The organism is Streptomyces sp. SDT5-1 (assembly GCF_052245995.1).
Taxonomy (GTDB): domain Bacteria; phylum Actinomycetota; class Actinomycetes; order Streptomycetales; family Streptomycetaceae; genus Streptomyces.
Map to the genome: position 1 here is coordinate 6,421,768 of NZ_CM125963.1, position 12,623 is coordinate 6,434,390.

9 protein-coding genes are annotated in these 12,623 nt (G+C 72.4%); 3 read left to right on the forward strand and 6 right to left on the reverse strand.

Annotated features, from left to right (window positions below):
• Positions 1-3 precede the first annotated feature (3 nt).
• From ACTWJ8_RS29495 to ACTWJ8_RS29510, 4 genes are all read right to left on the reverse strand, one after another.
• A complete protein-coding gene (locus tag ACTWJ8_RS29495) occupies positions 4-2,049 on the reverse strand; it encodes an NAD(+) synthase (protein WP_443260719.1) in 2,046 nt (681 codons plus the stop codon).
• Positions 2,046-4,904 (reverse strand): glycoside hydrolase family 2 TIM barrel-domain containing protein, encoded by a 2,859-nt coding sequence (locus ACTWJ8_RS29500; protein WP_443260720.1) that lies wholly within the window; start codon positions 4,902-4,904, stop codon positions 2,046-2,048. The genes ACTWJ8_RS29495 and ACTWJ8_RS29500 overlap by 4 nt, the downstream gene beginning before the upstream one ends.
• A gap of 15 nt (positions 4,905-4,919) precedes the next feature.
• Entirely contained in the window at positions 4,920-6,125 is a 1,206-nt protein-coding gene (locus ACTWJ8_RS29505) for an ROK family transcriptional regulator (protein ID WP_356378813.1), read from the reverse strand.
• 68 nt (positions 6,126-6,193) lie between these two features.
• A complete protein-coding gene (locus tag ACTWJ8_RS29510; RefSeq protein WP_443260721.1) occupies positions 6,194-7,480 on the reverse strand; it encodes an FAD-binding protein in 1,287 nt (428 codons plus the stop codon).
• Positions 7,481-7,537: 57 nt separating this feature from the next.
• Here ACTWJ8_RS29510 and ACTWJ8_RS29515 point away from each other — a divergent pair, with 57 nt between their 5' ends.
• The gene (locus ACTWJ8_RS29515) at positions 7,538-8,218 is read left to right on the forward strand and encodes a pyridoxamine 5'-phosphate oxidase family protein (protein ID WP_443260722.1); all 681 of its coding nucleotides are present in this window, start codon (positions 7,538-7,540) and stop codon (positions 8,216-8,218) included.
• A 65-nt stretch (positions 8,219-8,283) separates the two neighbouring features.
• Positions 8,284-9,606, forward strand: a complete 1,323-nt coding sequence (locus ACTWJ8_RS29520) for a radical SAM protein (protein WP_443260723.1) — start codon at positions 8,284-8,286, stop codon at positions 9,604-9,606.
• A 1-nt stretch (position 9,607) separates the two neighbouring features.
• On the opposite strand, the gene ACTWJ8_RS29525 is transcribed toward ACTWJ8_RS29520, so the two are convergent.
• Positions 9,608-10,633 carry an asparaginase gene (locus ACTWJ8_RS29525; protein WP_443260724.1) on the reverse strand — a complete coding sequence of 342 codons (1,026 nt, stop codon included), beginning with the start codon at positions 10,631-10,633 and terminating at the stop codon, positions 9,608-9,610.
• A gap of 143 nt (positions 10,634-10,776) precedes the next feature.
• On the opposite strand from ACTWJ8_RS29525, the gene ACTWJ8_RS29530 reads away from it, so the two are divergent.
• The gene (locus tag ACTWJ8_RS29530) at positions 10,777-11,226 is read left to right on the forward strand and encodes an Lrp/AsnC family transcriptional regulator (RefSeq protein ID WP_356378826.1); all 450 of its coding nucleotides are present in this window, start codon (positions 10,777-10,779) and stop codon (positions 11,224-11,226) included.
• A gap of 22 nt (positions 11,227-11,248) precedes the next feature.
• On the opposite strand, the gene ACTWJ8_RS29535 is transcribed toward ACTWJ8_RS29530, so the two are convergent.
• Complete coding sequence (locus tag ACTWJ8_RS29535) at positions 11,249-12,415, reverse strand: alanine--tRNA ligase-related protein (RefSeq protein ID WP_443260725.1); 1,167 nt, start codon at positions 12,413-12,415, stop codon at positions 11,249-11,251.
• Positions 12,416-12,623: the final 208 nt, after the last annotated feature.

Sequence of the window (12,623 nt, forward strand, 5' to 3'; positions counted from 1 at the left end):
GGGTCAGGCGTCCGCGGGCCACTCCCAGCGCTCCAGGTCCCGCAGCCACACCCGCGCGTTGCTGTCGGAGGGCGCGCGCCAGTCGCCGCGCGGCGAGAGCGAGCCGCCGGCCGACACCTTCGGCCCGTTCGGCATCGCGGACCGCTTGAACTGGGCGAACTGGAAGAAGCGGCGGCAGAAGTACTCCAGCCAGTGCCTGATCTCCGCCAGCGTGTACGCCGTGCGCTCCGACTCCGGGAAGCCGGGCGGCCACGCGCCCGCGTCCACGTCCCGCCAGGCGTGCCAGGCCAGGAACGCGATCTTCGAGGGCCGGAAACCGCGCCGCAGCACGTGGTACAGCGTGAAGTCGTGCAGCGCGTACGGGCCGATCTTGTCCTCGGTCGACTGCAGCTCCTCGCCGGGCACCAGCTCGGGGCTGATCTCCGTGTCGAGGATCGCCGTGAGGATCCGCCCCGCGTCGTCGCCGAACTGGTCGCTGCTCACGACCCAGCGGATCAGGTGCTGGATCAGTGTCTTCGGCACGCCGCCGTTGACGTTGTAGTGGCTCATCTGGTCGCCGACGCCGTACGTGCACCAGCCGAGCGCCAGCTCGGACAGGTCGCCGGTGCCGAGCACGATGCCGCCGCGCTGGTTGGCGAGCCGGAACAGGTAGTCGGTGCGCAGTCCCGCCTGGACGTTCTCGAAGGTGACGTCGTAGACCGGCTCGCCCTGGCCGAACGGGTGGCCCATCTCCTTGAGCATCAGCTCGGCGGTGCCGGTGATGTCGAGCTCGGCCGCCGTGACACCGAGGGCGTTCATCAGCGCGTGCGCGTTGGACTTGGTGTGGTCGCCGGTCGCGAAGCCCGGCATCGTGAACGCCAGGATGTCGGTGCGGGGCCGGTCCATCCGGTCCATCGCGCGGGCCGCGACGATCAGCGCGTGCGTGGAGTCGAGGCCGCCGGAGACACCGATGACGACCTTCGGGTTCCCGATCGCGCCGAGCCGCTGCACAAGGCCCGACACCTGGATGTTGTACGCCTCGTAGCAGTCCTGGGCGAGCCGCTCCGCGTCCGCCGGGACGAACGGGAAGCGCTCCACGCGCCGCTTGAGCCCGAGGTCGCTGCTGGTGGGCGGGTCGAGGCGGAACTCGACGCGCCGGAAGTCGCCGGTGCGGGCGGCGTGCGTGCGCCGGTTGTCGTCGAACGTGCCCATCCGCTGGCGCTCCTGGCGCAGCAGGTCGAGGTCGATGTCGGCGACGGCGTGCTGGTCGCCGAGCGGGAAGCGCTCCGTCTCGGCGAGCAGGTTCCCGTTCTCGTAGATCATCGTCTGGCCGTCCCACGAGAGATCCGTGGTGGACTCTCCCGCACCGGCCGCCGCGTACACGTACGCCGCGAGGCAGCGCGCCGACGCCGAGCGGCACAGCAGCTTGCGGTCCTCGGCGCGGCCCACGGTGATGGGGCTGCCGGACAGGTTGAGGAGGACGGTCGCGCCCGCGAGTGCGGCCTCCGCGCTCGGCGGCACCGGCACCCACATGTCCTCGCACACCTCGGCGTGCACGACGAGCCCCGGCACGTCCTCGGCGGCGAACAGCAGGTCCGTGCCGAAGGGGACGTCGGCGCCGCCGATCCGGATCGTGCCGCCGCGCTCGTCGTCGCCCGCCGCGATCTGCCGCTTCTCGTAGAACTCGCGGTACGTCGGCAGGTACGACTTGGGTGCCACGCCGAGGATCCGGCCGCGGTGCACCACGACCGCGCAGTTGTAGATGCGGTTGCGGTGCCGCAGCGGCGCGCCGACCACGAGCACCGGCAGCAGGTCGGCGGAGCCCGCGACGATGTCGGCGACCGCCTCCTCCACGTCGTCGAGGACCGGGTCCTGGAGGAGCAGGTCCTCGATGGAGTAGCCGCACAGGCCCATTTCGGGGAAGAGCGCGACGGCGACTCCGTCCTCGGCGCAGCGGCGGCCCTGGCGCAGGACGGCCTCCGCGTTGGTGCGCGGGTCGGCGATGGCGGCGTGGCCGGTGCACGCGGCGACCCGCGCGAAACCGTGACTGTAGATCGACCGGAAGTTCACCCGCCCATGATGTCAACCGGGCCGGGGGCGTGCGCGGCGGGGCCCGTGCGCGCGAAGACGAACGTGAACTCCGCGGGCTCCGGCGTCAGGCGGTACCGCGGGAGCACGCCGGGGCCGCAGGACTGGGAGCCGATGCCCTGCTGGGCGTGGTCGAGGTGGAGCCACAGCGTGCCGCCCGGCATCAGGTCCGTGCGGTGCCGGGCCGCGTCGAGCTCCTCCGTCGTCCAGCGCCGCGCGGTGAGGGAGTACACGGGCTCGCCCTCGACGCGCAGCCCGCCGAGCTCGGCCCAGCGGACGTCGGCCCGCGCCCCGTTCTCCTGCGGCCGTACGTACGGGGTGTGCAGGGCCGCCACGTCCGTCTCCCACAGGCCGAGCCGCGCCGCCTCGCGCGTGTCCGGGTACGCCTCGCCCGGCCCCGCGCCGAACCAGCGCACACCCACGTCCCCGACGGGCAGCCCGAGCAGGACGCCGAGCCGGGGCAGCGGCAGCCGCCAGTCGCCCTCCGGCACGACGGACACCGTGAGCCGCAGTCGCCGCTCGTCGGCCGTCCACCGGTAGTCGGCGCGCAGCCCGATGTCACGGGCGGCCGGAGCCACCCGCGTCCGCACGGTCAGCGCGTCGTCGCTCCGCTCGACGCCGTCCACGCGGTGCCGCATGCGGTGCAGGCCGAACTCCCGCCAGCGCGGGCCGAGCCGCTCGTCGGGCTGCCAGCTCGCGCCGTCGTCGTTGTCCGTGGGCGCGCGCCACACGTCGAGCCGGGGCGCGGCGGCGAGCTCCAGACCGCCGATGGCGCGCAGGGCGCCGGTGCGGGCGTCGAAGGTGCCGGGGCCGAGCGTGAGCACACCGTCGGCGACGGCGGGGCGGGCGCCGACCGGTGTGTCCCGGGCGGCCGTCGCGGCGGCCGGGGCGCTCTGGCCCCACGCCACCTCGTGCCCGGCTTCCATGGCGCGGACGGTCCAGTAGCCGTCGCGGCGCCCCGGATCGGGGAGCTTCACGTCGGCGGACCCGCCGGGCGTGAGCGGCGGAACGGTCAGCGTGCCGCGCTCGACGGCCTCGCCCTCCACCTCGTACGTCCAGTCGAAGGCGAGGTGGGACAGATCGCGGAAGTCGTAGCGGTTGGTGACACGGGCCGCGCCCGAGCCGCCGTCGACGGCGATCCGCACGGGCTCGATCACCTTCTTGAACTCGACGAGCCCCGGCGACGGCGTCCGGTCGGGGAACAGCAGCCCGTCGCAGACGAAGTTCCCGTCGTGCAGCTCCTCGCCGAAGTCGCCGCCGTACGCGTACCCGTACCGCTCGTCGGCGATGCCGTGGTCGATCCACTCCCAGACGAACGCGCCCTGGAGCCGGTCGTACGTCTCGAACAGCCGCTGGTAGTCGGCGAGTCCACCGGGCCCGTTGCCCATGGCGTGCGCGTACTCGCACTGGATGAACGGAAGACCGCGCCGCCGCTCGGGGCCGCCGTCGAGGCCGCGCCCGATCCGCTCGACCTCGGCGTGGTCGGCGTACATCCGCGAATAGACGTCGGTGTCACGGCAGTTGATGTCGCCCTCGTAGTGCACGAGGCGCTCGGGGTCGCGGGCGTGGATCCACTCGGCCATGGCGGTGAGGCCGCGCCCGGTGCCCGCCTCGTTGCCGAGCGACCACAGCACGACGGACGGGTGGTTCTTGTCGCGCTCGACCATGCGGGCGGCGCGGTCGAGCAGCGCGGGCGTCCAGCGCTCGTCGTCGACCGGGTTGTCGCGCCAGCCCTGTTCGCAGAAGCCGTGGGTCTCCAGGTCGCACTCGTCGATCACCCACAGCCCGTACGCGTCGCAGAGGGCGAGGAAGGCGGGGTGCGGCGGGTAGTGGGAGGTGCGGACGGCGTTGATGTTGTGGGCCTTCATCAGCTCGACGTCGCGGCGCATGGTGTCGAGGTCGAGAGCGCGGCCGCGCTCGGGGTGCCACTCGTGCCGGTTGACGCCCTTGAACAGGATCGGCGTCCCGTTGACCTTGATCAGCCCGTCGGCGAGCTCCACGGTCCTGAACCCGATGCGCAGCGGCACCCGCTCACCGGCCGTCGCCAGCTCCCCGTCGTACAGGCGCGGCGTCTCGGCGGTCCACGGCTCGACGGCGACGGTCACGGACTCCCCGGTGGCCACGTCCACGCCCAGTTCGGGCACGGTGACCCGCCCGGCCACGTCGCTGTCGACGCGGAGTGTGCCGAGGCCGCTGGTGTGGTCGTACGAGGCGTGCGTGAAGAAGTCACCGACGCCGCCCACCGGCCGGTGCAGCAGGGTGACGTCGCGGAAGATGCCGGGCAGCCACCACTGGTCCTGGTCCTCCAGGTACGAGCCCGCGGACCACTGGTGCACGCGCACGGCCAGCACGTTCCCCGTGGGCGCCAGGAGGTGGCCGACCTCGAACTCGTGGGGCAGCCGGCTCCCCTTGAACTCGCCGAGCTCGGTCCCGTTCAGCCACACCCTGGCGCAGGACTCGACCCCGTCGAAGCGGACCACGGCGGAGCCGTCGCCCGGCCAGTCGCCGGGCAGATCGAAGACGCGCAGGTGATCGCCGGTCGGGTTCTCGTCGGGGACGTGGGGCGGGTCGACGGGGAAGGGGTAGAGCACGTTCGTGTAGGCGGGCGCGCCGTGCCCCTGCAGCACCCAGTGCCCGGGAACGGCCACCTCGCCCCAGCCGCCGGAGTCGTACGCCGGGTCGGCGAAGGTGTCGTCGTGCGCGTCGGCCCGCTCGGCCGACCGGAACCGCCAACTGCCGTTGAGCGACAGGGACTTCGCGGAGGATTCGGCGTACCAGGCGCGGGGCGGGAGCGCGCCGTGGCCGGGGGAGGGGTCGGACACGTAGGCGAGGGACATGGGCCTCCTTGGTGATCAGGTCCTGCGGAGGGCGGGTGGGCAGGAACCCACGAAGCCTTCGAGCGCGAACGTCGCCGCGCCGAGGCTCACGGGGTCCGTCGGAACGGGCGAAAGTACGATCTCGGTCGCGGCGAACGAGCCGGCGAGCGCGTGCCGCCCCACGGCCGCCCGCACCTCGTCGAGCAGGGGCCCGCCCAGCGCCCCCGCCACCCAACTGCTGAGCACGACCACCTCAGGGTTGAGCAGATTGACCAAGTCGGCGACGGCCGGCCCGAGGTACCGCGCGGTCTCCCGCACGACGTCGAGCGCCTCCGCCGAGCCCTCGGAGGCCGCCCGCCCGATCGCCGCGATCGTGGCGGTCTGGTCGTCGGGACTGAGCAGCGCCGACCCGGGATGCAGCTCCCGCAGGCTCCGCATGATGCCCGGCGCCCCGACGTACGCCTCGACGCACCCCCGGTCACCGCAATGGCACGGCCGCCCGTCGAGCACGAGCGTGGTGTGGCCCCACTCGCCGGCGCCGTTGGTGACACCCCGGTGCAGCGCCCCGCCGAGCGCGAGCCCCGCGCCGACGCCGGTGCCGAGGTTGACGACGACCGCGTCGTCCCGCCCGCGCGCCGCGCCGAACCACAGCTCGGCGACGGTGGAGGCGCGCAGCGGATTGTCCACGTACAGCGGTACGTCGAGGTGTGCGGCGAGAAGTGCGCGCAGCGGCACCGCCTGCCGCCACCCCCAGTTCGGTGCGTAGACGCTGATGCCGCCCTCGCGGTCGACGAGCCCCGGCATGCAGACCCCGGCGCCGAGCACGGGCCCGCCGGTGTTCGTGTCGAGCACCGCGCGGACGGCGTCGGCGATCACGGCGGCGACGTGCTCGGGCGCGTGCGCGCCGGGCCGCAGCTCGCGGTCGGCGCGGGCGACGGACCGCAGGTTCAGGTCGAACAGCTCGGCGTGCACATACGTCTCCGCGACGTCCACGCCGACGAGCGCGCCGCGCCCCGCGTCGACGGAGACGAGGCCGCGGGGCCGCCCGCCCGCCGAGTCCACGAAGCCGCCCGTGACCAGGATCCCGAGGTCGAGCAGTTCCCCGACGAGCGTGGCGACGGTCGCCGAGCTGAGCCCTGTCGCGGCGGCGAGCTCCTGCCGGGAGACGGCGGGCCCGGCGAGGCAGTGGCGCAGCACCTCGTACCGGTTGGCCGTCCGGATGTCGCGGGACGTGCGCTTCATGCCGTCAGGCTAGGAGCGGTCCGAGGACTTCGACAAGGGGTTGGAGAAAGGGCTTTCAAAAGGGTCCGTCAGGCCCCGCGCGCCAGCGTCTCCCGCACGAACGCGTTGCTGAACTTCCCCTCCGGGTCGAGCCGTTCGGCCAGCGCCACGAAGTCCGCCGCGTGCGGATACCGCTCGGCGATCCGCGCCGGAGGCGTCGTGAAGACCTTGCCCCAGTGCGGCCTCGGCGCGAACTCCCGCAGCCGGTCCTCGACCAGCGAGACGACCGGGAGCACACGGGCGGTGTCCGCCACCCACGTGAAGTGGAAGGCGACCGTGTCCCGCCCGTACGCCGGGCTCAGCCACTGCGTGTCGGCGGCGACCGTGCGCACCTCGCAGACCTGGACCACAGGGGCGAGGCGGTCCCGCACCGCGTCGAGGGCGGCGAGCGCGGCCACGGCGTGCTCGCGCGGCAGCAGATACTCCGACTGGAGCTCGTCACCGCTGCTCGGCGTGAACCCGGCCCGGAAGTGCGGCAGCCGCTCGTGCCAGGGGCCCGGCGCCCCGAACTGCTCCGTGCAGTGCACGGCGTCCATGCCCGGCACCGGATGCCGCGCCTCCTCGGCGGGCTCGGCCCACGGGAACCGCACCGGCTCCGGCACCCGCTGCTTCACCCACACCTGGTCGAAGCGCGGCCCGCCCCACCCGGTGAACAGGCTCACGCTGTACGCCGCCGACGACACGGCGTCGAAGTCGAGCCCCTCGAAGGGCAGTTCACGGAACACGTGCTGCGCCACGTCGAAGGAGGGCTCCGCGTCGAGCGTCAGCGACAGCACGACACCGAGCGCGCCGAGCGACACCACGGCCCCCTCGAAACCGGCGTCGCCGCGCGCGAGCGTGACCAGCTCCCCGTCCCCGGTCAGCAGCTCCACGGCCCGCACGGACTCCGCGAGCGAGCGGTTCCCGTTGCCCGAGCCGTGCGTGCCCGTGGCCACCGAACCGGCCACGGAGATGTGCGGAAGCGACGCCATGTTCGGCAGCGCGAGACCGTGCGCGTGCAGCTCCGCCGCCAGCTCGGCGTAGCGGACGCCGCCGCCGACCCGGACGGTGCGCGCCGCGGTGTCGACGTCGATCCGGTGCGGCAGGTCCACGAGCGAGACGAGCGCGCCGCCCCGCTCGGCGTCCACGTCGGCGATCCGGTTGAACGAGTGGCCGCTGCCGAGCACCCGTATGTGCCCGCTCTCGGCGACGACCGCCCGCAGTGCGTCGAGACCGGCCGGCCGGTGCAGCCGGTCGGCGGAGAAGGTGATGTTGCGAGCCCAGTTGGTGATGGCAGCCACGGCAGGCCCTTTCTTAGGGATCGGATCGCCGAGCATTTGACCACGGCCACCTGGTGAACTCCGCCCGGCCCCACGGGAGTACCGTGCCTGCGCATGACGTACACCGACCTGCCCCGCACCCTGCCGCGGACCGAGCGGACCACGCACCGTCGACTGCGCGAGCAGGGCAGCACCGACCGCGCCGACCTGGAGGCGATCCTGGACGCCGGTTTCGTGTGCCACCTCGGCGTGGTCGTCGACGGCGCCCCCGTCGTCGTACCGACCGTGTACGGGCGCGACGAGCGGTGGCTGTACGTGCACGGGTCCGTCGCGAGCCGCAGCCTGGCCGCCGACCCGGACGCGGCGATCTGCGTCACGGTGACCCACGTCGACGGACTCGTTCTCGCCCGCTCCGTCTTCGAGCACGGGGTGAACTACCGCAGCGCCATGGTGCACGGCGTGCCGCGCCGGATCACCGACGAGGACGAGAAGTACGAGGGTCTGCGCCGCCTCACCGAGCACGCGACGCCGGGCCAGTGGACGTACGCGCGCCGTCCCAACCGCAAGGAGCTGGCCGCGACCACCCTCCTCGCGCTCTCCCTGGAGGAGGCCTCCGTCAAGATCCGCTCCGGCGCGCCCGACGACGGCGATTCGCCCGACGCCGCCCTCGGCCTGTGGGCCGGCACCCTTTCGCTGAGCGCCCGCTGGGGCGCCCCCACCGCCGATCCGCTGCTGCCCACGGGCATCACCGCGCCCGCCCACATCGTCGCCCGAGCGGGGACCCGGCAAGGCTGACCAGCGGCCAAGGCGTACCGTGAGGAGTCGAACCGTAGAACAGCAGAAGGTCGAGGAGTAACGGGATGCAGAGCCGCACGGCGCTGGTAGAGGACCTGATGGAGCGCTTCCCGCACGTTCCGAAGGAAGCGGTCTTCAAGGAGGACCTGCTGCGCGGCGGCGTGGCCTTCGACGCGTCCGCGCTCAGCGACAACGAGGACGGCGAGGTCAAGCCGAAGTCGTACTTCATCTTCTCCTTCGACCACGGCACGCTCCCCGAGCTGGGCGAGGCCGCGCTGCGCCGCCCGCCCGAGGAGATCGTCCTCACGGGCGGCCCCTACGAGCTGCGCCGCACGGTCGTCTCGGTCCGCGTGAACCCGAACTCGCCGTACCGCGTCGCGGCCAACGAGGACGGCATGCTCGGCCTCTACCTCGACGGCAAGCGGATCTCCGACGTGGGCGTGCCGCCGATGCCGGAGTACTACCGGCACAAGCTCTCCAACGGGAAGTCGGTCATGGAGGTGGCCCCGACGATCCAGTGGGGCTACCTGATCTACCTGACGGCGTTCCGCGTCTGCCAGTACTTCGGCGCCAAGGAGGAGTGCCAGTACTGCGACATCAACCACAACTGGCGCCAGCACAAGGCGGCGGGCCGCCCGTACACGGGCGTGAAGGACGTCGACGAGGTGCTCGAGGCCCTCGACATCATCAACCAGTACGACACCGCGAAGGCCTCCACCGCGTACACCCTCACCGGCGGCGCCATCACGTCGAAGGTCCAGGGCCTCGACGAGGCGGACTTCTACGGCCGGTACGCCAAGGCCATCGAGGAGCACTTCCCGGGCCGCTGGATCGGCAAGGTCGTCGCCCAGGCGCTGCCCAAGGACGACGTGCAGCGCTTCAAGGACTACGGCGTCCAGATCTACCACCCGAACTTCGAGGTGTGGGACGAGTACCTGTTCAAGATGTACTGCCCCGGCAAGGAGCGCTACGTCGGCCGCGACGAGTGGCACAAGCGGATCCTGGAGTCGCGCGACGTCTTCGGCGCGCGCAACGTGATCCCGAACTTCGTGGCGGGCGTCGAGATGGCCGAGCCGTTCGGCTTCAAGACGGTCGACGAGGCCATCGCCTCCACCACCGAGGGCCTGAACTTCTTCATGTCGAACGGCATCACGCCGCGCTTCACCACGTGGTGCCCCGAGCCGACGACGCCGCTCGGCAAGGAGAACCCGAACGGCGCGCCGCTGGAGTACCACATCCGGCTGCTCGACGCGTACCGCAACGCCATGGACGAGCACGGGCTCTCGTCCCCGCCCGGATACGGTCCGGCGGGCGCGGGCCGGGCCGTGTTCTCCGTCAGCTCGTTCATGGACAGCCTCGCGCCCAACGAAGAGGCCGTGGAGTTCTGAGCTAGGCGGCTTGCTGCTCGGCCGGCTCCTCGTGGTCGCCGGGCAGCGGGGCCGGCGCGTCGATGAGCCGGCGCAGCAGGTCGGGCCGCTCGGCGGGGGAGACGTCCGCGAGCAGCGCGGCGAGGACCGCGATCCGGGTCTGGCCCGCGCGCAGCGTGCCGCTGAGCACGGCGCCCGCCGCGACCAGGTCCACGGCGCCGCCGCCCGTGTAGATCTCGGCGAGCGGGCCCGCGGGAACGCGCGTGGAAACGGCGACGAGGATCCCGCGGCGTACGGCTTCCGACACCGCGTCGACCAGCTCCGGCGTCGCGTTCCCGGCGCCCGTGGCGACCAGTACGATGCCGCGCGCGCCCGCGGCGACGGCGGCCTCGAAGAGCGTGGCGTCGGCGTCGCTGTGGTGCATGACGATGTCGACGCGGGGTGTCTCCGTGCCGGCCGGCTGCGGCAGCGGGGCCGGGCGGGCCGGCTTGTGGCGCAGGTCGACGCGGCCGAAGCCGAGGCGGCCGAGCGGTCCCGCGGACGGGTCGGAGAAGGCGTCGGCCGCAAGCGTCTGGGTCTTCACGGTGCCGCGCGCGGCGTGCACCTTGCCGTCGAAGGCGATGAGCACTCCGGCGTCCCGCACGTGCGCGGCGACCTGGAGCGCGTCGTACATGTTCCCCGGGCCGTCGCCCTCGGTCGCGCCGAGCGGTTTCTGGGCGCCGGTGAAGACGACCGGACGCGGGTCGTCGTGGTGCAGGTCGAGCAGGAACGCGGACTCCTCCAGGGTGTCCGTGCCGTGCGTGACCACGATGCCGTCGACGGCCGGGTCGGCGAGCACCTCGCGCACGGTGCGCAGCAGCGTCAGCTGAAGCTCCGTCGTCATCCGGGAGCTGTTCACGTTGAACAGGTCGACGACGTCCACCTCGACACCCTCCGGCAGCGCGGCCGTCGCCAGGACGGTGTCCCCGCCCGCGTCGGCGGCGTAACCGGTGCCCTGCCAGCGGCTGGCGATCGTGCCGCCGGTGCTGATGAGGGTGATGCGTGCCATGTGACCTGCCTCGCCAAGAGTCGGCGCTCCCGCGCGCATGGGGGAGCGTATGTTCGATCTACAGCAAGGATAAATCCTGATCTGCGCAATCGGATTGCGAATCCTGGCCCATGATCGGCGAAACCGTGGTGCATGATTGCGCCATGGACCGGATCGACCTGCATATCTTGCGCGAGCTCCAGGCGGACGGCCGCCTGAGCAACCAGGACCTCGCCGCCCGCGTGGGCCTCAGCCCGTCCCCGTGCATGCGCCGCGTGCGCCAGCTGGAGAAGGACGGCGTCATCCAGGGCTACCGGGCGATCGTCGACCCGGAGGCCGTCGGCCGCGGCTTCGAGGTCCTGGTCTCCATCGAGGTGCGCCGCGACCGCGCGTCCGTCGAGGCCTTCGAGCACGCCCTCCAGGACATCCCCGACGTCATCGAGGCGTACCGGCTGTTCGGCAGCCCCGGCTGCCTGCTGCGCATCGCGGTCGCCGACCTCGCCGCGTACGAGCGGCTGTGGATCGAGGAGCTGACCGCGCTCGACGGGGTCACCGAGGTGAACTCGCAGATCATCATGAAGCGCGTCAAGGAGCCGAAGGGGCTGCCGGTGTAGCCCGACAGCCCCCACCGGCGGGCTACCGCTCCCGCAGGCTCAGCACCAGCTCGCGCGGCAGCCCGTGCGTGTCGTGCAGATAGTGCAGGTCCTCCTCGCTCAGCGAGCCCTGGAACCGCGGCCGTGACAGCAGCTTCCTGCCGCGCTCCAGCAGTCGGTCGAAGCTCAGCTCCTCGTCGAGCAGCACCTGACGGACGTACGACGGGTCGACGTCCTGGCGGAAGTGGTCGAGCGTGTGCCGGAGCAGCTCGACCGGCAGATCGCCGAGCGTACGGGTCGGGTCCTCGCGGCGCAGGAGCGTGAGCACCCGTCGCAGCAGGCGGCGCAGCACGTACCCGCGCCCGGTGTTCGAGGGCCGCACGCCGTCGCCGATCACCACGACGGACGAGCGCAGATGGTCGCTCACCACTCGGAACGTCGGCTCGTCCAGCGGCCACAGGCCAGGCAGCAGCCGCCGCCACGGATCGAAGACGTCGCACTCGAACACCGACCGTTTGCCCTGGAGCAGCGACGACAGTCGCTCCACGCCGAGGCCCGTGTCGACATTGCGCTGGGGGAGCGGCACCAATGAGCCGTCGTCGAGCCGCCGGTAACGCATCGTCACGTGATTCCACACCTCCACCCAGCGCTCGTCCTTCGTCGGGCACGACTCCGGCGGGGTGTCGCCTGTCCACAGGAAGATCTCCGAGTCGGGGCCGCACGGGCCGGTCGGCCCGTTGTCCCACCAGTTGTCCTCGACGGTCTCCTCGACCGGCACCCCGCGCCGCTCCCACACCTCCCGCGAACCGGTGTCGGGGCCCACCTGCCCGTCGCCGCCGAACACGGTTCCGTGCAGCAGTCCGGGGTCGACGCCGAAGCCGTCGGTGAGCAGCTCGTACCCCCACTCCAGGCTCCGCGGCCCCTCGTAGTCGCCGAGCGACCACGTGCCGAGCATCTCGAACACCGTCAGATGCGTCGGATCGCCGACCTCCTCCAGGTCCGTGGTCCGCAGACAGCGCTGTACGTTGACGAGCCGCCGGCCCAGCGGATGCGGGCGGCCCTCCAGGTACGGGGTGAGCGGGTGCATGCCCGACGTGGTGAACAGGACCGGGTCGCCGGGCGGCGGCAGTAGCGTCGAACCGGTGATCGGGCGGTGGCCGCGGTCCTCGTAGAACTCGGTGAACGTACGGATGACGTCCTCGGTGCGCATCGGTGTCTCCTTCGCGTGGCTTCGCGTGGTGGATCGGGAGGCACCGGAAGCGGCCGGACGGAAGGCGGAGTCACGACGTTGTCGGGACACGAAGAACCGGCGGCCGTTTCCGGTCGCCGGTGGAAAGGGTGACTACGTCAGGCGGCGGCAACCGGCGAGCTGGTCGCTCGCGCGGCTGCGGTGCTGAAACTGCGGCCCATGACGTTCA

Bases quoted from the DNA above. Each gene is read 5' to 3' on its own strand.
- ACTWJ8_RS29500 (WP_443260720.1), bottom strand. From the start codon at position 4,904: ATGTCCCTCGCCTACGTGTCCGACCCCTCCCCCGGCCACGGCGCGCTC.
- ACTWJ8_RS29525 (WP_443260724.1), bottom strand. From the start codon at position 10,633: ATGGCACGCATCACCCTCATCAGCACCGGCGGCACGATCGCCAGCCGC.
- ACTWJ8_RS29535 (WP_443260725.1), bottom strand. From the start codon at position 12,415: ATGCGCACCGAGGACGTCATCCGTACGTTCACCGAGTTCTACGAGGAC.
- ACTWJ8_RS29505 (WP_356378813.1), bottom strand. From the start codon at position 6,125: ATGAAGCGCACGTCCCGCGACATCCGGACGGCCAACCGGTACGAGGTG.
- ACTWJ8_RS29520 (WP_443260723.1), top strand. From the start codon at position 8,284: ATGCAGAGCCGCACGGCGCTGGTAGAGGACCTGATGGAGCGCTTCCCG.
- ACTWJ8_RS29515 (WP_443260722.1), top strand. From the start codon at position 7,538: ATGACGTACACCGACCTGCCCCGCACCCTGCCGCGGACCGAGCGGACC.
- ACTWJ8_RS29530 (WP_356378826.1), top strand. From the start codon at position 10,777: ATGGACCGGATCGACCTGCATATCTTGCGCGAGCTCCAGGCGGACGGC.
- ACTWJ8_RS29510 (WP_443260721.1), bottom strand. From the start codon at position 7,480: ATGCTCGGCGATCCGATCCCTAAGAAAGGGCCTGCCGTGGCTGCCATC.